This window comes from Bacillus sp. FSL M7-0791 (genome assembly GCF_038627085.1).
Lineage (GTDB): Bacteria > Bacillota > Bacilli > Bacillales > Bacillaceae > Bacillus > Bacillus safensis.
The window spans coordinates 827,873-845,569 of sequence record NZ_CP152022.1 but is presented as its reverse complement, the minus strand read 5'-3'; the positions used below and the strand labels follow the sequence as shown (position 1 = coordinate 845,569).

The 17,697-nt window shown below is 41.7% G+C and carries 24 protein-coding genes and 1 pseudogene; 11 read left to right on the top strand and 14 right to left on the bottom strand.

The genetic code is table 11. From position 1 onward, the window contains the following. Positions 1 to 9: 9 nt before the first annotated feature. The 3 genes and pseudogenes from MHI08_RS04190 to fabL form a co-directional block, all read right to left on the bottom strand. On the bottom strand, positions 10 to 270 hold the full coding sequence (locus MHI08_RS04190) for a YgaB family protein (protein WP_056766962.1): 261 nt from the start codon (positions 268 to 270) through the stop codon (positions 10 to 12). A gap of 174 nt (positions 271 to 444) precedes the next feature. Beyond that, a pseudogene (locus MHI08_RS04185) lies at positions 445 to 594 on the bottom strand (gamma-type small acid-soluble spore protein); the annotation flags it as partial. A 76-nt stretch (positions 595 to 670) separates the two neighbouring features. Further along, positions 671 to 1,423 carry an enoyl-[acyl-carrier-protein] reductase FabL gene (gene fabL, locus MHI08_RS04180; protein WP_024425211.1) on the bottom strand — a complete coding sequence of 251 codons (753 nt, stop codon included), beginning with the start codon at positions 1,421 to 1,423 and terminating at the stop codon, positions 671 to 673. 81 nt (positions 1,424 to 1,504) lie between these two features. Here fabL and MHI08_RS04175 point away from each other — a divergent pair, with 81 nt between their 5' ends. Continuing rightward, positions 1,505 to 1,729, top strand: coding sequence for a hypothetical protein (locus MHI08_RS04175; RefSeq protein WP_003217808.1), 225 nt, complete (start codon positions 1,505 to 1,507; stop codon positions 1,727 to 1,729). Here the strand turns inward: MHI08_RS04175 and mutY are convergent. Further along, positions 1,716 to 2,816: an A/G-specific adenine glycosylase gene (mutY, locus tag MHI08_RS04170; protein WP_125587601.1), complete on the bottom strand. Its 1,101-nt coding sequence runs from the start codon at positions 2,814 to 2,816 to the stop codon at positions 1,716 to 1,718. The two genes, MHI08_RS04175 and mutY, sit on opposite strands and share 14 nt — an antisense overlap. A gap of 191 nt (positions 2,817 to 3,007) precedes the next feature. On the opposite strand from mutY, the gene MHI08_RS04165 reads away from it, so the two are divergent. After that, on the top strand, positions 3,008 to 3,988 hold the full coding sequence (locus MHI08_RS04165; RefSeq protein WP_163115500.1) for a metal-dependent hydrolase: 981 nt from the start codon (positions 3,008 to 3,010) through the stop codon (positions 3,986 to 3,988). 25 nt (positions 3,989 to 4,013) lie between these two features. Here MHI08_RS04165 and rsoA read toward each other — a convergent pair whose 3' ends face one another. Together rsoA and MHI08_RS04155 are read right to left on the bottom strand one after the other, a co-directional pair. Beyond that, positions 4,014 to 4,235, bottom strand: a complete 222-nt coding sequence (rsoA, locus tag MHI08_RS04160) for a sigma-O factor regulator RsoA (RefSeq protein WP_039177285.1) — start codon at positions 4,233 to 4,235, stop codon at positions 4,014 to 4,016. Further along, positions 4,183 to 4,785 carry a sigma-70 family RNA polymerase sigma factor gene (locus tag MHI08_RS04155; RefSeq protein ID WP_339240978.1) on the bottom strand — a complete coding sequence of 201 codons (603 nt, stop codon included), beginning with the start codon at positions 4,783 to 4,785 and terminating at the stop codon, positions 4,183 to 4,185. The genes rsoA and MHI08_RS04155 overlap by 53 nt, the downstream gene beginning before the upstream one ends. Before the next feature lie 166 nt (positions 4,786 to 4,951). Between MHI08_RS04155 and MHI08_RS04150 the strand changes: the two genes are divergently transcribed. The 3 genes from MHI08_RS04150 to MHI08_RS04140 all read left to right on the top strand — a co-directional run bounded on the left by MHI08_RS04150 (position 4,952) and on the right by MHI08_RS04140 (position 6,861). Next, a complete protein-coding gene (locus MHI08_RS04150) occupies positions 4,952 to 5,116 on the top strand; it encodes a YvrJ family protein (RefSeq protein ID WP_073204399.1) in 165 nt (54 codons plus the stop codon). Between the two features lie 95 nt (positions 5,117 to 5,211). After that, complete coding sequence (locus MHI08_RS04145) at positions 5,212 to 6,375, top strand: oxalate decarboxylase family bicupin (protein ID WP_061110592.1); 1,164 nt, start codon at positions 5,212 to 5,214, stop codon at positions 6,373 to 6,375. A 69-nt stretch (positions 6,376 to 6,444) separates the two neighbouring features. After that, entirely contained in the window at positions 6,445 to 6,861 is a 417-nt protein-coding gene (locus MHI08_RS04140) for a regulatory YrvL family protein (protein WP_339240975.1), read from the top strand. Positions 6,862 to 6,910: 49 nt separating this feature from the next. On the opposite strand, the gene MHI08_RS04135 is transcribed toward MHI08_RS04140, so the two are convergent. The 3 genes from MHI08_RS04135 to MHI08_RS04125 all read right to left on the bottom strand — a co-directional run bounded on the left by MHI08_RS04135 (position 6,911) and on the right by MHI08_RS04125 (position 11,148). Next, on the bottom strand, positions 6,911 to 9,505 hold the full coding sequence (locus MHI08_RS04135; protein ID WP_342500030.1) for a YfhO family protein: 2,595 nt from the start codon (positions 9,503 to 9,505) through the stop codon (positions 6,911 to 6,913). An 87-nt stretch (positions 9,506 to 9,592) separates the two neighbouring features. Further along, a complete protein-coding gene (locus tag MHI08_RS04130; RefSeq protein WP_024425218.1) occupies positions 9,593 to 10,576 on the bottom strand; it encodes a glycosyltransferase family 2 protein in 984 nt (327 codons plus the stop codon). Positions 10,577 to 10,875: 299 nt separating this feature from the next. Further along, entirely contained in the window at positions 10,876 to 11,148 is a 273-nt protein-coding gene (locus tag MHI08_RS04125) for a YfhJ family protein (protein ID WP_024425219.1), read from the bottom strand. A gap of 116 nt (positions 11,149 to 11,264) precedes the next feature. Here MHI08_RS04125 and MHI08_RS04120 point away from each other — a divergent pair, with 116 nt between their 5' ends. Next, complete coding sequence (locus MHI08_RS04120) at positions 11,265 to 11,414, top strand: small, acid-soluble spore protein K (RefSeq protein WP_003217849.1); 150 nt, start codon at positions 11,265 to 11,267, stop codon at positions 11,412 to 11,414. Positions 11,415 to 11,439: 25 nt separating this feature from the next. Further along, positions 11,440 to 11,613, top strand: a complete 174-nt coding sequence (locus MHI08_RS04115) for a YpzG family protein (RefSeq protein ID WP_008360604.1) — start codon at positions 11,440 to 11,442, stop codon at positions 11,611 to 11,613. Between the two features lie 23 nt (positions 11,614 to 11,636). Here the strand turns inward: MHI08_RS04115 and MHI08_RS04110 are convergent, their stop codons facing one another. Both MHI08_RS04110 and recX read right to left on the bottom strand, forming a co-directional pair. After that, positions 11,637 to 11,951 carry a YfhH family protein gene (locus MHI08_RS04110; protein WP_342500029.1) on the bottom strand — a complete coding sequence of 105 codons (315 nt, stop codon included), beginning with the start codon at positions 11,949 to 11,951 and terminating at the stop codon, positions 11,637 to 11,639. 3 nt (positions 11,952 to 11,954) lie between these two features. Then, positions 11,955 to 12,746 carry a recombination regulator RecX gene (gene recX, locus MHI08_RS04105; RefSeq protein WP_024425808.1) on the bottom strand — a complete coding sequence of 264 codons (792 nt, stop codon included), beginning with the start codon at positions 12,744 to 12,746 and terminating at the stop codon, positions 11,955 to 11,957. Positions 12,747 to 12,840: 94 nt separating this feature from the next. Between recX and MHI08_RS04100 the strand changes: the two genes are divergently transcribed. From MHI08_RS04100 to MHI08_RS04090, 3 genes are all read left to right on the top strand, one after another. Continuing rightward, complete coding sequence (locus MHI08_RS04100) at positions 12,841 to 13,737, top strand: TIGR01777 family oxidoreductase (RefSeq protein ID WP_122632157.1); 897 nt, start codon at positions 12,841 to 12,843, stop codon at positions 13,735 to 13,737. Between the two features lie 52 nt (positions 13,738 to 13,789). Beyond that, the gene (locus tag MHI08_RS04095; RefSeq protein ID WP_017358836.1) at positions 13,790 to 13,900 is read left to right on the top strand and encodes a YfhE family protein; all 111 of its coding nucleotides are present in this window, start codon (positions 13,790 to 13,792) and stop codon (positions 13,898 to 13,900) included. A 61-nt stretch (positions 13,901 to 13,961) separates the two neighbouring features. Beyond that, complete coding sequence (locus MHI08_RS04090) at positions 13,962 to 14,117, top strand: YfhD family protein (RefSeq protein WP_024425223.1); 156 nt, start codon at positions 13,962 to 13,964, stop codon at positions 14,115 to 14,117. Positions 14,118 to 14,155: 38 nt separating this feature from the next. On the opposite strand, the gene MHI08_RS04085 is transcribed toward MHI08_RS04090, so the two are convergent. Then, positions 14,156 to 14,743: a nitroreductase gene (locus MHI08_RS04085; protein ID WP_248351255.1), complete on the bottom strand. Its 588-nt coding sequence runs from the start codon at positions 14,741 to 14,743 to the stop codon at positions 14,156 to 14,158. Between the two features lie 271 nt (positions 14,744 to 15,014). Here MHI08_RS04085 and MHI08_RS04080 point away from each other — a divergent pair, with 271 nt between their 5' ends. Beyond that, positions 15,015 to 16,271 carry a transcriptional regulator gene (locus MHI08_RS04080; protein ID WP_024425225.1) on the top strand — a complete coding sequence of 419 codons (1,257 nt, stop codon included), beginning with the start codon at positions 15,015 to 15,017 and terminating at the stop codon, positions 16,269 to 16,271. 36 nt (positions 16,272 to 16,307) lie between these two features. Here MHI08_RS04080 and MHI08_RS04075 read toward each other — a convergent pair whose 3' ends face one another. Then, positions 16,308 to 16,775, bottom strand: a complete 468-nt coding sequence (locus MHI08_RS04075) for a DUF393 domain-containing protein (RefSeq protein ID WP_024425226.1) — start codon at positions 16,773 to 16,775, stop codon at positions 16,308 to 16,310. Between the two features lie 334 nt (positions 16,776 to 17,109). Continuing rightward, the gene (locus MHI08_RS04070; RefSeq protein ID WP_056767792.1) at positions 17,110 to 17,658 is read right to left on the bottom strand and encodes a thioredoxin family protein; all 549 of its coding nucleotides are present in this window, start codon (positions 17,656 to 17,658) and stop codon (positions 17,110 to 17,112) included. Positions 17,659 to 17,697: the final 39 nt, after the last annotated feature.

The window sequence follows — 17,697 nt, the reverse complement described above, 5'->3', positions numbered from 1 at the left end:
CACACTGACTTACATCACGCTAGAACTCTTTTCCATCTGTTTATATGAATTGATGACCTCTTCTGTCTGTTTTGTAAATAAGGTTTGCACTTTTTGCAGTTCCTCACGTTTCTGTTTGATCTGATCACAAAGCTTATGCCACTCTTCTTTTTTTTCATCCTGCAGCAATTGTTTTTCTGTTTCTAAGCATAGATCGAGTTCTCCCTGCACATCGAGCAGCTGATCCATGAGCTGCATTTGTTCTTTTACAAGCTGATCGAAATCAGACATCTAACTCCTCCCTTTTCATCGAATCCACTTTTTGTCTGTATACCATTTCTTGAAAGAAGGAAGAAATCCTTTGACTGTTTATGTAGAGGTTTTACAGGTTTTGTCGGATGGTGGTGAGAGGCAAAAAGAAAAGCACTTCATTCGTATATGAAGTGCTTTCCTTTGTTTCAGTGATTAGCTGTTTTGTTGTTTGTTTTGCTCAGCTTTTTGGTTGTATTTTTTTACTTGCTGTGCGTCAGTCTCACTAGCAAATTCAGTACCAAATTGACCGCCTTGTGCAGAAGCTTGGTTTTGTTTCTTCACTTGTTGCGCGTTTGTTTTGTTTTGTTGTTGATCCATCATTATCACCTCCACGCACATTAATTTGTGCAGAAGGTGTACATCCTATTCATGATTTTTTTTAAACAAGCAAAGAACGTCCGCCATCCACAATAATCGTCTGGCCTCTAATCATGTCTGCTTTGCCTGATACAAGGAATTCCACGCTGTCGACCATGTCTTTAATTTCCACCATTCGGCCGGCAGGTGTATTTTTCTTCGCATCTTCTAAAAGCTCTTCACGGTTCGGGAAGTGCTTGAGTGCATCGGTATCGATCGCGCCGCCTGATACTGCGTTGACGACGATATTTTTTTGTGACAGCTCTACAGAAAGGTAACGTGTCAAAGCTTCTAGTGCTGCTTTTGATACGCCGACTACTGTGTAATTTTCAAGGTAGCGAATAGAGCCAAGAGAGCTAATGCTGACGATATGTCCGCCGCCGTTTTTCTCCATTAGTTTCGCCGCTTCTTGTCCGCAAAATAACAAAGCTTTCGCATTGATATTCATCGTCCAGTCCCAATGATTTTCTTCAAGGTCCATAATTGGACGCTGAACACCTGATGCCGCGTTGTTCACAAATACATCTAAACGGCCAAAAGTTTCATCAATTTGTTGAAACATGTCTTTGATTTTCTCAGGCTGGCCTACATTGGCTTTGACAACCAATGTTTTAACGCCCATCGCTTCAATTTCTTCCGCTGTTTCAAGTGCGGCTTTTTTGCTTCTCGCATAGTTAATGACAATGTCATATCCTTTTTCAGCGAGGCGAAGGGCAACTTCTTTCCCTACCCCTCTGCTGCTTCCTGTAATTAATGCACATTTACGTTGACTCATTATGGTTCATCTCCTGATTTGAATAGTTTTCGTTCATTCGCTTCACACTAATAGGAAAGTTCCTATTAGGAGGTTACATTCATGTATGTCGGACGCGATTTAAGCCAGCTTGGCATGATGTCCAAGGATCAATGGAAAGATACTGAGCTTGCTTACTTTCATCATGCTTTCCAACAAATTTTACCTTATTTGAATGAAGAAGGGCAATCTAAGTATCGAGAAATCATTTCTGAAATCGAAGACCGCGGGGGATTGCACAGAAATGAAGCTGATTATACCCACGGGACAACGGTTAAATACGACTAGGCTGCTCAAGTGCCAGCTTCCAAATTTTTTGGTGTGAGACTGGCAAAGCATATGCCTCAAATTCTTCTGTTGTGACTTTTTTCAGCTTCGTGTCATCAGATACAGAGGTAACTCGTCCAAAGAAAACAGAAATATTCCAGATGAGGTGGGTAAATACATGCTGGATGGTGCCTTCTAGATCACCAAGCTCCGCTTGTACACCCGCCTCCTCTTTTAAGAAATCAATGAGCTGCTCTTTTTCCGTTTTTCTTCCCTTTGTTGTTTCCATGTTAGGGAATTCCCATAAATTCGCAAGGAGGCCTGTACTTGGCCGCTTATGAATATATAGGTTGCCTGCGTCATCAAATAACACCGCTGCTGCCATTGATTTCGCAGTCGGCTTTTTCTTTTTGCTTTTCACTGGGAGCTCATGCTGAACGCCTTCCTCGAATGCCGAGCAATGCATGTTTACAGGGCAAATGAGGCAGGCAGGGGAAGTTGGAGTGCAAATGAGCGCACCAAGCTCCATCAGCCCTTGATTAAATTCTGACGGCTTTTCCCGGGAAATGAGCTGATCGACCGCAAATTCGAAAACATTTCTCGTTTTTGGTTTTGCAATATCATCCCATATGGACAAAATACGAGAAATGACCCTCATCACGTTGCCGTCTACCGCAGGATACGGCTTGTTATAGGCGATACTCAGCACTGCGCCGCTCGTATACGGGCCTACACCTTTGAGCTTTGAAAATTGCTCTTTCGTATTAGGGACAACACCGCCGTAGGATTCATATACTTCTTTCACAGCTGCCTGTAAATTACGCACTCTTGAGTAGTAGCCAAGACCTTCCCATGCTTTCATGACCTTTTCTTCATCAGCTAAAGCGAGATCCTTCACCGTCGGAAACTGCTCCATAAACCGGTTGAAATACGGAATGACCGTATCTACTCTCGTTTGCTGAAGCATCACTTCTGATACCCAGACACGGTATGGATCTTGATTTTCACGCCATGGCAATGTTCGTTGTTCTTTTTCATACCAATCAATTAAATCATGCTGAAAGCCCGCAATATCTTTGCGGTCCAGCTTTTCTTGAATATCTTTCATATCTATACTCCTTCTTATTGGACCGAGGGCTAACGTTCTGAATAGAACCTTATTTGTTGTATACTGTTTGTAGATACGTTAACATGTTACATTAAATCGGGATAAAGCAAAAGTGATTTTGCACATAGTCTTGATTGGAGACGTATACTTTGTATGATTGTTCCTAAGCATGACAACTAGGAGGTAATCAATTGGACACTGGTACTCATGTAGTAATGGGCATTTCTCTTGGGGGACTTGCACTTTTAGATCCAGCCGTCAGCGCAGATCCACACATGGCACACGCCGTGATGATCGCGACCATCGCCGGCTCCCAAGCACCAGACATTGATACTGTGCTAAAACTAAAAAATAATGCGGTTTATATAAGAAATCACCGAGGATTTACACATTCCATTCCGGCTGTACTGTTTTGGTCATTGCTGATTCCGGCCGTAATATTCCCATTTGTGCCGGGGGCGAATTTACTTCACCTTTGGTTATGGACACTATTAGCTGTTGTGCTTCATGTGTTTGTCGATATTTTCAACGCATACGGCACGCAGGCCATTCGTCCATTTTCGAAGAAATGGGTCGCTCTTGGGATCATTAATACGTTTGATCCGTTTATCTTTTTTACACACCTTGTCGCCATTATCGTTTGGGCGATTGGCGGACATCCCGGTTATACGTTCATTACACTGTATGCGGTGATATTCTGTTACTATATCGTCAGGGTGATCATGCAGCTTCAGATTAAACGTCAGCTGCGTGCACGATTCGATGAAATTGAAGAGATTATTATTTCGCCTACAATGAAGTTCAGGCAATGGCGCATTGCCGTGAAATGTAAATCCTCTTTCCATGTTGGGCGCAGCATGAATGGAGAAGTCGTCATTTTAGACACCTTTAACCGTGTGCCTGTCCCTGATACTGAAATTATGAAAATTGCCAAACAAGATGAAAACATTTCAGCCTTTCTCTCCTTCTCCCCTGTCTATCGGTGGGAAGTAGATAAATACAAGGATCATTATGAAGTGCGGTTCATTGATTTGCGCTACCGAAGCAAAGGTCATTATCCTTTTGTCGCAATCTGCCATATCGACATGGACCACCAAATCAAAAATTCCTATACCGGCTGGATTTTCAGTGAAGAAAAACTACAAAAAAAATTAAGACTCGGCTCTGTGTGAGCGAGTCTTTTTTTGTGTTTTACTCTTACAACTTCGTCATATATTCCACAATAAACTCCCAAAATCCAGGTCCTTCTTGGTAAATCAGCCGGTCTACTTTTTCGATGAGTTTGATATAGAGTTCTTGTTCGAGGTCTTCTCTTTCTTGATATGCCGTGTTTTGTAGTTTCTTTTTGATCATGGGTGTGAAGGTTTCAATGAGTTCTTCCATTTCTCCATTGGTCATTTTGTCTTCGTGCACGGACATCTCCCCCTGTTTCTTCTTTTAGTTTGTTGAGCGCTTTTTTGTGAATGTTTGAGATGTTTTGTCTTGTTTCTCCTAACTGATCGGCTATTTCTTTCATCGTTTGGCCTTCGACATAGATTTGGGTTAAGACCATTTTTTGTTTGTCTGTGAGCTGCTGGTAGGCCTTGTACAGTGTTTGGTCTTGCAGATGCTCCCCTAAGTCTTGCTGGTTGAAGAGCACGGCTTCATACGTATCTGTTTGAACAGGGTCTTTCACTTCTTGCGTATCAGGATGATCGAGTATGAGTGGAAAACGCTGCTGTTTCTTTTTTACTCGTTTGTCAAAGTCGACTGAAAAGATGCGTATCATTGTGGAGATATACTTGATGATGCGGATTTTCTGATAGAACTGTTTGAACTCGGAATCTAGTTTTTTGGCATTTTCCTCGTTTGGCTCTGCCATAACTTGCCGGAGCAGCTGCTCGTTTTTCGGGTTGCTTAAAAACTGCTGAATGAGCGGGTGATCAATGATTTCCTTCCATTTTGCTTTCAATAACAGCCGATAATCCATGTGCATCCTCCCCTTTGTTCCCTCTACTAGCATTAAGTGGACAAAAGTTAAAAAAAGTAAACTTCGTGAAACGGGTCTAATGGTTCATTTTATCCCCCTCTGCTTTCCTTTTTCTTCTTTCATACCACTTATATAGAAGACGAGTATCCGCTGGGGGGTGAGACAAATGGAGACCTTTTTTTCAGAGGAATGGTTGAAGCAGCTCGGTCAGGCTGGCTTCCCTGCCATTTTGACGGTTTACTTGCTGACACGCTTTGAACGAAAGTTTGATGAATTAAGCAAGCTCATCCAACGATTAGTCGCTGCTCAAAAAAATGATGAATCAGATTGACATCTGCTTGATTCGTTTCACCTTATGAAAACGAGGGCGAAATGAAAGGTCTTTTAGTCACCTCACACAATACGATGTTGAAAGGGGATTTTATCATGAGTGAAAAGCCAAATGGAATACCACAGCCGATTCGAGGAGAAAAAGGAGCAACGGTCAAAATTCCACGTAATCTCGAGCGGGACAGACAAAATCCAGATATGCTCACGCCGCCAGAAACCGATCATGGAACGGTCTCCAATCTGAAATATTCTTTTTCTGATACACACAATCGTTTAGAAAAAGGTGGCTACGCCCGCGAGGTAACAGTCCGCGAACTGCCGATCTCTAAAAGTCTTGCATCTGTCAATATGCGGCTAAAGCCTGGTGCGATTCGTGAGCTGCACTGGCATAAGGAAGCGGAATGGGCGTACATGATTTATGGGGAAGCCCGGATTACATCGGTTGATGCAGAGGGGCGCAATTTTACAGAGGATGTGACTGAGGGTGATTTGTGGTACTTCCCTTCTGGCCTGCCGCACTCTATCCAAGCACTTGAACCGGGAGCTGAATTCTTGCTTGTGTTTGATGATGGGTCATTCTCAGAAAATAGTACGTTCCAAGTAACCGATTGGCTTGCCCACACGCCAGAGGAAGTCGTGCTCAAGAACTTCGGTATGACAAAGGAGCAATTTGACAAGCTGCCAGAGAAAGAAAAGTATATTTTCCAAAAAGGAATTCCTGGTTCCCTTGAATGTGACAAGGTGAAAACAGAGCAAGGAGAAGTCCCGAATTCCTTTAAATATGAGCTGTTAAAACAGGAGCCGATTACATCAAGCGGCGGACAAGTGTGGATTGCGGACTCTACCAATTTCAAAGCATCTAAAACGATTGCATCCGCTCTTGTGAAAGTTGATCCAGGTGCCATTCGTGAGCTGCACTGGCATCCAAATACGGATGAATGGCAATATTTCATTTCTGGAAAAGCACGAATGACGGTATTTGCTTCTGATGGACATGCAAGAACTTTCAACTATCAGGCGGGAGACGTTGGATATGTCCCATTTGCGATGGGGCATTATGTAGAAAATACAGGCGACGAACCGCTTTATTTCTTAGAAATCTTTAAGAGCGATCATTATGCAGATATCTCACTGAATCAGTGGCTTGCGGTCACACCGAAACAGCTTGTTCTTGATCATTTAGATCAAGGTGAAGATTTCTTAAAACTGCTTGATACTGAAAAACATCCTGTGATCGCTGCGCCTAAAAAAGAGGATTAACATATAACTTCCTGCAAAAAGGCTGTCCTTTTTGCAGGTATCTTCATGTAAAGGAGTGTTTGTTCAACTATGCAGCAATCTGTTCATGCTTTATGGCAAGGGCTGAAATGGCTCATGGCGGCGTCGGCTGTCTGTTACATATTTTTGTTGTTTTGTGTACTGTTCTTTCATTTAACGGGTGCTTTTTATCAATCGATTTTATCGATGCTTTTATTTATGGGCATCTATGTGCTACTTGGGATATCCTTTGAGCATGTGGAGCATGTGCTCATGAGGATTGTTAGAAAGTGCCGTTCCAAAAAACGCTCCATCGTTCTCTATGCCATTTCAATTCATCTTTTGTTTATTTGGGGTGCTGTCTATTTATCAGATGAATTGGTAGGCGGCATTTTACTGTCTACTTCTGAGGAAATTCTCTTTGCTCTCAGTCTTTGGTTGTTTCATTTTTTGTTTGATTATGCGTTTTCGTTTGAGAAAGAAGCTTAGTGATTTGCTTCATATAATCGATCAGCCCTTGGAAGATAAAAAACACCACTTATGATGAAAAGTGGTGTTTCTTGTGTTTTCTTCGTGCATATAGGATCGCAACGATCAAACTGACGAGTGAAATCAACGCGAGAATTCTGATATAAGGCGGATAGTAGGTTAGCACAATCTCGTTTTTACCTTTTTCTATTGGAAAACCGATAAAGGCGTAATTGGCTTGTTCAATATCGGTCTGCTGTCCGTTTACTGTGAGCTCCCAGCCTTTTTCATATGGTACTGGCAGAACCATATAATCATCGCCGCGTTTGTTATCATATGAAATCGTAAAGCGGTTGTTTTCGAGCTTTACTTGCTGGCTGCCATCATCCTGTTTTTCTTTTTCATATGCCTTTTCTAGGATGCGGTAAGGCTCTTGATACAGCTTCAGTTGATCGAGTTCATACGTCCCTTTTGGTACTCGAATGGAAAGAATTTTTTCCGCAGGGACTCGAATCGTCACTTCATTGACGCCTGTTTTGTAGATGGATGTATTGCTTTTTCGTGAGGTGACGTAGTTGTCAACGGATAACTGAAATCCTTCGTTCCGGTCTGTCCGCTTCACATAAAAGCTCACATACACATCTCCAGCGCGGGCCATATCATCTGGCAGCGTGATATTCAGACCGCCTGTTTCTCCGTATACATCAAGCACGCCGTGTTCGTATACGGCTTGTTCCGTATGAATCTTTGTATCCTTGACTCGATCTGGCGCGTGCTCAATTTCAGCGTTTCCTTTTTTGTCTAAAATCACACCTTGCAGCATCGCATGCTCTCTATCAAGTGCTGAGGCATTCTTTAAGGATTCTTCTGAATAAACGGCGCTTGTTGTTCTTGCAAATGGCAGCGGCCGTGTATTTTCATACACTTTATAATGCTCGCTTTCCAATATTGGCTTAAAATAAGCTGGCGGTGAGTAAGGCATCGTATTGTCTCTCATATAATACTTTCCGTAGGTCAGACTGTATAAATTCGCCCTGTCCCCCATTGTTGCATAACGGCTGACACTTTCTCGTCCCATATCGATTTGCAGGTCATTCCAGTAGAAATTGAGCAAATGCTGATTCAATATACTTGAATACGCACTCATGCCTTGAAAGCCTTCAAATAACGGGGTGTTGTTGCGCACGCCATTCATCCAGTCAATCCGGGCAAGCGGATCTTTTGAAGAGCGGCTTTGAATCTGCTGAATGAGCTTCATTTGCTCATGTCCAGCATACGCCTCACTATTCAGATACGTATCTGACACGCTCTTAATATTGCTTCTTTCAGATAAGTAGCCCTGCTGGTACACGCCTGCTGTCAGTAAGCTGACAACGATGAGCACAGCTGAAAAGAGACGAAGGTGCTGGCGTTTTTCCGCATGAATCACAAGGAAAAACAAGCTGATCACAAGCAGTCCTATGCCTGTAAATACAACAACATCCATATTTCCCTTTGCTCGTTCTGATAAGATGACTGCGAGAAGAAACACGATCCAAGCACCTAAGACCGCACGCTTTTTCCACTTCCACTCAATTTGCGAGAAATGCTTGATGGTGATGGCTACGACCGCTCCAACTGTAAAGGCAAGAATGTATTCAAACCTGTACTGCGGTGCTGAAAAACCATTAAACACGCTCGCCATCTTTGGACTGTAGTGAAAAACAATGAGCAGAACGCTGATCGATGTAAACATGAAAAACCACCTGTTCCGGTAAAGCGGAACGAGGAACATACAAATGAGAAAAATCACAGGTAATAAATACACCCTGCTTGTAAACAGCAGATGATCATGCAGATCAAACCAAGGTATAGATTGATCATATGGCGGTCTTATATTATGAAGAAATCCATAGACAGACGGGACAAAAAAGGCAGCACTGATACCAAAGGATAACAGCGTAGAGACCGCCAGCGTCCAGAACACCTTCCACCCGTTCTCCTCACTTCGAAGCTTGATGATATATCTGAAGACAAGATAGATCGCTAAAAAGATAAAATGAATATAAGCAAAGTAAAAATTGTTGATGAGCATCAGGCTGCAACTCACAATAAACCAAGCCGGCTTACCTGTTTTAAAAATCCGCTCAACCCCAAGCACAAGAAGCGGGAGCCACATCATGCTGTCGGTGAAAAACTCCCAAAACGTTTGATGCCGAAAATACACAATAGACAGTCCGTAAATTGCGGCTCCTGTTAATGCGCTCAGCCTATGCTGAACCATTGAAAGAAGCACACGGTAAGCGATGAAAAGAATAAGCGTCAGCTTGATCACACTCAGCCAAATGACGGCATTTGCCCAGAAATGAATGTCCGTTGACTGGATAAGCTGGAGCGCATTCATCAGCCAGACGACAGCGACCGTGACCATAAAGACAGTCGACGTTGTGAAATAATAACCTAATTGCGTATATGTACCGCCGCCTAGACCGAATTGATAGGAATAAAAGAAGTTCCCTTTGACGTATTCATCGTAAAGCAGCTTTTTAAAAGGGAGCATTTGCGAGATCCCGTCTCCATCTCCTGTCATGTACCGCCCTTGCGTATATTCATATAAGAAAAAGGAGTGTCCTAATAAAGCGAGAATGAGGCACATTCCTATCAGTATCCATCTACGTTTCATCATCTAAATCCTTTCCACAAAAGATCCACTATTCTTTGAAACAAAACAACCCAGCAAGCGATTCGTGCTTGCCGGTTATTTGACTCCACGTTATTTAAATAACTGTGTTAACACTCGGTCTTGTTCCTTTGAGCTTGTCTCTTGTTCCATCACATTTGATTCCTGGATTAAATAATGCGGCCTCTTTTTCGTTTCATAATAAATACGGCCAATATATTCTCCAATCACGCCTAGACTCAAAAGCTGGACACCTCCGAGGAACAGCACAGCCGATATCAAAGTAAAATAACCCGGCACCATAATGCCCGTTCTGACGATTTGAATAAAGGTGGCCACGATGTAAATCAATGAGAGAAATAAGATCAGTATGCCAGTATAAAAACAAATTCGCAGCGGGCGGTTGTTAAAGGAAATGACGCCATCTATGCCATAGTTAAATAATTTCTTCAGTGACCATTTTGTATCACCATGCTGTCTTTCTACATTTTCATAATAGATGACCTTTTCTTCAAACCCAATCCAGCAAAAAAGCCCTTTCGAAAAACGATTTCCCTCTTTCAGCTGGAGAAGTGCATCGATGGCTTGGCGTGAAATTAAACGGAAATCCCCGACGCCATCACGCAAGTCCACTTCTACTACCTTGTTCATCACCTTATAGTACATGGATGACAGGTAAGAGCGCAGCTTGCTGTCACCTTTACGATTCCGTTTGGCAATGACTTGATGATAGCCTTCTTCATACCCTCTGACAAAGTCCTGAATTAAATACGTCGGGTGCTGCAGATCGGCGTCCATAATAATCGCAGCTGCTCCTTTTGCATGTTCAAGACCTGCCAAAATAGCGGCTTCCTTTCCAAAGTTACGCGAAAAGGAAATATATTTAACCTTTGCACTTTTGCGAGAGAGCTCTCTCATGTATTGAAGCGTGTTGTCTTTGCTTCCATCATTTACAAAGATGATTTCAAAGTCATAATGAAAATCGCGAAACTCTTCCTCGAGTGCCTCAAAGATTCGTCTGATGTTTTCACCTTCATTGTAAGAAGGAATTATAACAGAGAGCAGTTCCCGTTCCATATCGCACCTTCTCTTCACTTTTTTCACATAGTCTGATATGTTCATTATTCCTTTTTTGTCAGAAAACGAAACCCTTTTTTATTATCCATAAATTACATGTCTCTTCAATCGTTTCATTATATCAGAGTTTTATTTCCAGTGATTTTCAGCAGGATGAATTTAATGTAATTTTAAGTTTAATCATTGTAAAAAGCCTGTAATTTCGATCACAGACTGGGTATTGTTTCATAAAGTTATTTGGTCATTTGTATATTTTCCTTATTATTGAAAAAGATGAATGGAAGTAAAAGGGCAACCTTTTAGTGAAGCAGCCCTCGATTGTTTTGTTGCAGATGCTCATTTGCCTTTGATTGTTTATTTTGAAATAAATGCAGCTGCGCACCGTAGCTCTCGATCCACTCTTGGACAATTCGTTCTGTTGTTTCCTGTCCTTTATACTTGCGGCCAGCCTTTGCATAAGTCGTTTCAAAATCACTCCAAAGCAGCTCTACCCATGTACGTGCTTCGTCATATGTCAGCATATTGTTTTTTTCCATAAGTTGTTCTGTTAATCGCTCAAAGTATTGTTCCATGCCTGTTCCTCCTTCATCTAGCAGAATGTGCCTTTTTAAAAAAACTTCTTTTTTCATATACTACCCTTACGTCTTCAAAAGACGCAAATGATTTGTATTGTTTGGAGGGAATCGATATGCGTAATAAAGCAAAAGGCTTTCCAAATCAGGTAAATCACAAGTTTGAAGGCGAACCAGGCGCTACAGATGCTTATGCGTCTAAACGGCCGAATGGTGAAACGAATACACGTCCACAGGAACGTATGAGGGCATCAGGGAAACGCTAATTTTTCCAAAGGGAGTGCTTGAGATATGAGTTCAAATGGGAAATCGTATATGGCAGACTTTGTTCAATTAAGGACAACCGCTTACCCTCAACCATGGGCAAATGCAAAGCATTCTGCCTCTCAGGTCAACGGAGAAACGCAGCAAACGCAGCACGACATCGTACTTCAGAACAACGTCCGTAAACAGCGTTCTAAGTAAAGAAAAGGACTGATCTCTTTGGATCAGTCCTTTTGCGTCAGCATTGAAATCGGCAGGGCATCTTCCTTATTTGGAGCCGATACTCTGTATCCCCACGCAAAAACGCCATTTAAATATTCTACATAAAACTCTTCTTCTGTGTCTTTAATTTGATAAGTTGTTTTCGTTTGAATCGAAGCTGGATTTAATAAATAGGCTTTTGCCATATCGATTTTCCGTTCTAAAACTGCGTATTCATTCACAATGCCAAGCTGTTCAGCCTTTCGTGCTTTTTCAGAAAGGGCGGCAATCTCCTGCTTCAATTCGTATTCTGTCATCTCACTATAGCGTTTTCCCATCTGTCATTCCCCTTTGTCTAAAACGTGATCAATTGTATCAAGATCAAAGCCTTTTCTGAACAAAAATTGCTTTACTTTCATCTTCTTTTCAAATGATCCGTCATACCCTACCTTGCGTTTTGCCTTCTCCAGCATATAAAGGAGGGCTTCTTCTTCCTTTTCCTCTTCTTGTCCATCATAGGCTTCTTGAAGGGCTTTATCAATGATCTCAAACGAAAATCCTTTTCGTTGCAGCTGCAGCTTGATGCGCTGCTCGATCTCTTTTGCAGAACGATTTTTTTCTTTTTTGACAAGCTTGAGAACCTGCTTTACAGCTTCCTCGAGCTGTAGGTCATCAGGGTATTGCGATAACGCCTGTTCAATCGTGTCATCATCTATCCCCTTGAGCTTCAATTCTTTTTTTAGGACGGACGGTCCTTTGCTGTTCGTTTTCCGGTGGGTGCTGACATAGGCTTCTGCAAATTCAAGATCATTTACATACTTATAATGCTTCAATTTGTGTATAATTTCACTAATAGCAGGTGCAGGGATTTCTTTTTTCGTTAAATAATCGGTGACTTCTTTCACTGATCTCATGCGGTAGGATAAATAATCAACGGCCTGCTGAAATCCTTTTTTCACTGAATCACCGAATTGAATCTCAATGATATCTGCTTCGTCCAGCTCTTTTCCTTTTTTCAAATCATGCTGGACGAGCACATCTAAATCAACGCTAAAGGCGTATTTTTCATCAAGAAAGATGTTGACCCGCTCGGTATTGTTTTTCTGAGCAGAAATTTTTGTAATATAGGGCATCCTGTGATCACTCCTTTTCCAAAACAGTCAGGATGTTTCTTCTGATTCAAAATCGTGAAAGATATAGGTATGTATATGAGAGGAGAGATGTCAATTGAATATCGCCATTACCGGAGGAACCGGTTTTATCGGCCAGCATGTCACAAAAGTGCTCGCTGCTGAGGGACATCATCTATATATTTTAACAAGAAATCCAAAGGAATCCGAACAAAATCATTTACATTATGTGCAGTGGCTGACTGAAGGTGCTGCGCCTGAGCATGAATTGCCTGCCATCGATGTATGGATTAACCTTGCTGGAAAATCCATTTTTACACGCTGGACAGACAAGGCAAAAGAAGGCATCCTCTCCAGCCGTCTCAAATCAACACAAGAGGTAAGACGCATTATAGAAGCGCAGGAATCAAAGCCATCTGTGCTGATTCAAGCAAGTGCTGTCGGGATTTATGGCACTTCTCAAACAGGAGATTTTACGGAGGAGTCACCTCCTGCAGATACTGATTTCTTAAGTCATACATCAAAACTTTGGGAAGCTGAGGCGCAAAAAATTGAAGCACTCGGCATTCGTACAGTCTACACCCGCTTTGGCGTCGTGTTAGGCGAAAAAGGTACACTGCCGCTGATGACACTTCCTTACAAGCTGTTTGCCGGCGGGACAATCGGCTCTGGCTCGCAATGGGTTTCATGGGTTCATGTTGAGGATGTGGCACATCTCATTGCTTATGCGATTCATAATGACGACCTCTCAGGCCCGCTCAATGTGACATCACCGAATCCAGTTCAAATGAAACAGCTTGGACAAACCATTGCTTCTGCCCTTCACCGCCCCCATTGGCTGAAGGTACCATCTTTTGTGATCAAAACAGCCCTTGGTGAAATGTCATTACTTGTTTTAGAAGGTCAGCGTGCTCTGCCAAAAAAAGCACTGCTCTCTTCTTATGACTTTTTGCACCCTGAACTAAAAGAAGCGATTTTGCATTCTAAGGAATAAATGTTGTCAAAAACACCCATCCTATTAGAAATGATATGAGGGGGCGATTTTGATGAAGAAAAAAGAACACCAGCCAACTTCGAAGCTGAAGAAAACCCAGGAAGTCCTGTATCAGCAGGAATTCAAAAAAGCGGAAAGAGCAGCAGAAAAAAGAAACAAATAAGACGGATATTCCCCTCCAACAAGCACATAACTAAAGTGATCTTGTAAAGGAGGGAAAGGCTTTGAAAAAAGACCAACACAAAAAATCCAACCACGAGCTCGCAGCACAAGAGACGGATGGCGAATATGTTGAATTTTCCAAAGAACTTGCAGATCCGAATGACGTAAAAGCAATGGCACGTATGAAAGCGGCCGATCAGCGCGCCAAAAAACAATAAGTAAAAAAGCAGACCTTATTCAGCGGTCTGCTTTTCTTTTATTTGATTTCAGTAAGAAGACTTGATGCTTTCTGGCGTGATTTTTCCTCTGGCACCTCTTCTGGATAACCTATATGAAGGATCGCAGCAAACCGTTCGTTTTCCTTTAATCCCATGTCTTGTTGAAAGCCTTTGTCGTATAAAATACGTCCGCTCTTCCATACCATACCGATCCCTTGATCCCACGCAAGCAGCTGAAGATTTTGAATAAGTGCGCTGACAGCGGCAAAATCATCATTTCTCACGACAGGGTTCTCGTCTTCTTTTAGCACGACAAGTAAAAGCGCTGGAACCTTAGAAAAGTATTCTCTGTATTGATTGATTTTTTCTTCTTTTGCATCTGGGTTGTTGCGCTGAAAGAAAGCAATAAAGCGCTCTACAAAAGTCGCTTTCGCTTCATCCGTCACCGCATATAAAAAGCGCCACGGCTCCGTGATTTTATGGTTCGGTGCATAGACTGCATCCTCTAATAGCGGCTGAAGCTGCTCAATCGTCACCGGTATGTCTTTGAATTTTCGAATCGATCGTCTATATCTGACAGCGTCTCGAACCGTTAACGCGTCTGTTTGTTGTTTCGTTTCTGGCATATATGTCATCCTTTCAATCAACTTAATTGAAATTGATTCTCATTCACATTATAAACATCATCGCGTGCAGTTGCAAATCAAGTATCACTCCTCCCCGTCTAAATAGTTGTTTGACTTTTTCAAGTAATGTTACAATCATATTACGTTTTAAACAAATTTTGAGAAAAAAGCCAAGATGATGAAATGATTTTCAAGTATTCCCATTTTGTCTGATCTGGTTTTTTTGTCAAAAGGCTTTCAACCATGATTGGAAGGGAGACTTCTGGATGGAATGAAAATCAATATTGGACAAATCATTAAACTCTACCGTTATAAACAAAATATGACCCAATCTGAATTGGCAGAAGGAATTTGTTCTGTCTCTCATTTAAGTAAAATTGAAAATGGCTCAAAGGAGGCCAATCAAGATACGATCAATTTGCTGCTTGAACGGCTTGGCATCAGCCAAGAAAAGCTGTCACAAAAGGCGCGTCATCTGCTGTCACTCTTGGATGAGTTTCAAATGAATATGTACTTCTATGCGCTCGATCAGGCTGAACAAAATGCAGAAATGATCATTCAGCACGAGGAGCAGTTCTTTTCGCTCGATTTAGGCATTCAGTATCATTTGTCTTTATTTCAATTTTATTTATTAACGGACAAACAGCCGCTTGCCTTAAAAACACACCGCGTGCTCAAAAAATTCGAAAAAACCTTTATTGAAACGGAAAAAGAAATTTTTGAATATCTTGACGGCATTCATCAAATTAAAATTGGTCAGCTTGAAGATGGGCTCAAAAAGCTTGAAAGCTGCTTTTCCTACGCTTCAGTCGAACAAAGTGATTTGTATTATCACTATGCAAAAGCCCTTGGAAACATGGGACAGCTGGGTGATGCGCTTGAAGCGACACATCAAGCGATGGATTTATATAGACAAAAGAACAATTTCAAGCGGATTATTCACTGTACACTCATTCACGGCGTGATCTCACTTGAACTAAAAGCCTATCAAACTGCGAAGAAATATATAAAGGAAGTGATTTTGCACACGTCCCTTCATCCTGATGCCTATATTAAAATGTCCGCTTATTTTTATTACGGGGTGCTCTTAAAACGTGAAGGTGATTTCTCTTCAGCTGTGCCTTATTTACTAGATTCACTCAATTACTTTAATCAAGAACAGATAGAAGATCGTTACTGTGAAACGCTATATGAAATTGCGACACTATATGCTGAATATGACCGCAAAAAAGCACTTCCCTACATACACGAGCTGTTAAAACAGCCTCGTATTCAGCCAAACTGTTTATATATGATCAAAATCTATAAATTGATGATTGAGGAAAACCCTCTTGATTTGAAAACCTATTTGGTCGAAGCAGCCCTTCCTTACTTTGAACACAATGAGCTGCACAGTGAATATTTGTTTGCTCTTAGGACCTTGCTTACCTATGCAGGTGCTGAGCTTGATGAGCAGGCCTATAAGTCCTATACAAAGAAATTGCTCGATCATTTAACAGTATATCTTCCCTATTACAAAAAAGCATGACCTTCTGCCGATCGAAGGTCATGCTTTTTCTATTTATTAAATGGTCTCTTGTTGATCTGTGTCATGATGGTTCACCCGTTTGACAGAATGAATATACCGTCTTTTTGCAAAGAAATCGTACGCATGCTGTCCAAAGCCAAGCCAGATGCTGAGCACGATGAATGGGACCGTTCCCCATAAAGCAGGGATATGGCAGGCCATACGCAGCCAAGTATAAATCCCTGAATTCTTTTGATTTTTGGCTAGGGAAATAGACACAATTCGTTTTTCCGCCTTCTCTTCACTGATTTTATTCAGCCTGAGCAGCTGCGAGTGTCTAAAGGATTCAAAGTGAATCCGATTTTTCCAATCGAGTGATCTTAACACATCAATCGTTTTTGCACATGCAGGGCTTTGTCCGTCATAAAACACAAGCAGCCTCAGTGATTTAATGGAACGCTGTTCTCTTTTTTTCGATTCAGCGAGCTTCTTTTTTTCTTGATCGAGATAAATAATTTTTTTCATAAATTGATCGCCTGTCCTTTTCCATCATTTTTTTAGTTCGTTCAAAGGAGATTACAACTAGATTACTATAGTTGCTGGGCCTCTTGTATTGGGAAAAAGCCAACCGTTGTGCGTTATATGAGCCTTTGGATAAGGGCAAAATCATTGATTTCATAGCATAATATGAGGTTTTTCAACTAAAAGTGGTTGGGAAAATCGTGGTGCTTTGCGGTTTTCTGCGGTATTTGATAGAATTCTGCGGTTTTCTACATCTTTATGCGGTGGTTTTGTAGGTAAAACGCAAAAACAAGATAAAAAAAGACTACTTCCCATTGCGGCGAAGTAGTCTTTTGGTTTATATTTTTGCCAAAACTTCTACTATTTCTTTCTCAATATCTTTCCATAAGTAGCGGTCTGTCGTATAGTGATGTGCGGCTTCTTTCGCAAATACTTGAAAAGCTTCTTCATAATCAGGTGCATCTTTGTCCGGTTTTTTCTCGTCGACAAAGCGCTGCGCCTCTGCTGAGCGAGGTCCCCATTTGCCCACTTCATTCCCCTCCTGATCAATGATGACGATAATCGGAATCGATCTTGCGGTCCCGTTCGTTAAATACTGATCCATCAGGTCTAGATGCTCATCTCGAATGAAATAGCGCGCATCAATGAGTGCTTCATTTGCAATACGCATGAAAATTGGAACATTGACCATCGCATCTCCGCACCAATCCGCTGTGATGACAAGTGCTCTGAGCTTTTTCTTTTGCAGCTTTTGGAGCAGCTCTTTTTCTTTTTGATGAATTGCATACTGGTTGTACACCGTGAGCAGATTTTCCCGGTTTTTCTCCATGTTGTGTACATATGTACGTTCAGCTAATCCCTTTGTAAACCATTCATTTAATGTCATATGAACATCCCCCTTACCCTTCAACTTTACCACTTTTGC

Bases quoted from the DNA above. Each gene is read 5' to 3' on its own strand.
- MHI08_RS04120 (WP_003217849.1), top strand. From the start codon at position 11,265: ATGCGTAATAAAGCAAAAGGCTTTCCAAATCAGGTAAATCACAAGTTT.
- rsoA (WP_039177285.1), bottom strand. From the start codon at position 4,235: ATGTCCGTGCACGAAGACAAAATGACCAATGGAGAAATGGAAGAACTC.
- MHI08_RS04115 (WP_008360604.1), top strand. From the start codon at position 11,440: ATGAGTTCAAATGGGAAATCGTATATGGCAGACTTTGTTCAATTAAGG.
- MHI08_RS04140 (WP_339240975.1), top strand. From the start codon at position 6,445: ATGCAGCAATCTGTTCATGCTTTATGGCAAGGGCTGAAATGGCTCATG.
- MHI08_RS04070 (WP_056767792.1), bottom strand. From the start codon at position 17,658: ATGACATTAAATGAATGGTTTACAAAGGGATTAGCTGAACGTACATAT.
- MHI08_RS04190 (WP_056766962.1), bottom strand. From the start codon at position 270: ATGTCTGATTTCGATCAGCTTGTAAAAGAACAAATGCAGCTCATGGAT.
- MHI08_RS04155 (WP_339240978.1), bottom strand. From the start codon at position 4,785: ATGGATTATCGGCTGTTATTGAAAGCAAAATGGAAGGAAATCATTGAT.
- MHI08_RS04130 (WP_024425218.1), bottom strand. From the start codon at position 10,576: ATGGAACGGGAACTGCTCTCTGTTATAATTCCTTCTTACAATGAAGGT.
- MHI08_RS04145 (WP_061110592.1), top strand. From the start codon at position 5,212: ATGAGTGAAAAGCCAAATGGAATACCACAGCCGATTCGAGGAGAAAAA.
- MHI08_RS04080 (WP_024425225.1), top strand. From the start codon at position 15,015: ATGAAAATCAATATTGGACAAATCATTAAACTCTACCGTTATAAACAA.
- MHI08_RS04110 (WP_342500029.1), bottom strand. From the start codon at position 11,951: ATGGGAAAACGCTATAGTGAGATGACAGAATACGAATTGAAGCAGGAG.
- MHI08_RS04075 (WP_024425226.1), bottom strand. From the start codon at position 16,775: ATGAAAAAAATTATTTATCTCGATCAAGAAAAAAAGAAGCTCGCTGAA.
- MHI08_RS04085 (WP_248351255.1), bottom strand. From the start codon at position 14,743: ATGCCAGAAACGAAACAACAAACAGACGCGTTAACGGTTCGAGACGCT.
- mutY (WP_125587601.1), bottom strand. From the start codon at position 2,816: ATGAAAGATATTCAAGAAAAGCTGGACCGCAAAGATATTGCGGGCTTT.
- MHI08_RS04135 (WP_342500030.1), bottom strand. From the start codon at position 9,505: ATGATGAAACGTAGATGGATACTGATAGGAATGTGCCTCATTCTCGCT.
- MHI08_RS04150 (WP_073204399.1), top strand. From the start codon at position 4,952: ATGGAGACCTTTTTTTCAGAGGAATGGTTGAAGCAGCTCGGTCAGGCT.
- MHI08_RS04095 (WP_017358836.1), top strand. From the start codon at position 13,790: ATGAAGAAAAAAGAACACCAGCCAACTTCGAAGCTGAAGAAAACCCAG.
- recX (WP_024425808.1), bottom strand. From the start codon at position 12,746: ATGCCCTATATTACAAAAATTTCTGCTCAGAAAAACAATACCGAGCGG.
- MHI08_RS04125 (WP_024425219.1), bottom strand. From the start codon at position 11,148: ATGGAACAATACTTTGAGCGATTAACAGAACAACTTATGGAAAAAAAC.
- fabL (WP_024425211.1), bottom strand. From the start codon at position 1,423: ATGAGTCAACGTAAATGTGCATTAATTACAGGAAGCAGCAGAGGGGTA.
- MHI08_RS04175 (WP_003217808.1), top strand. From the start codon at position 1,505: ATGTATGTCGGACGCGATTTAAGCCAGCTTGGCATGATGTCCAAGGAT.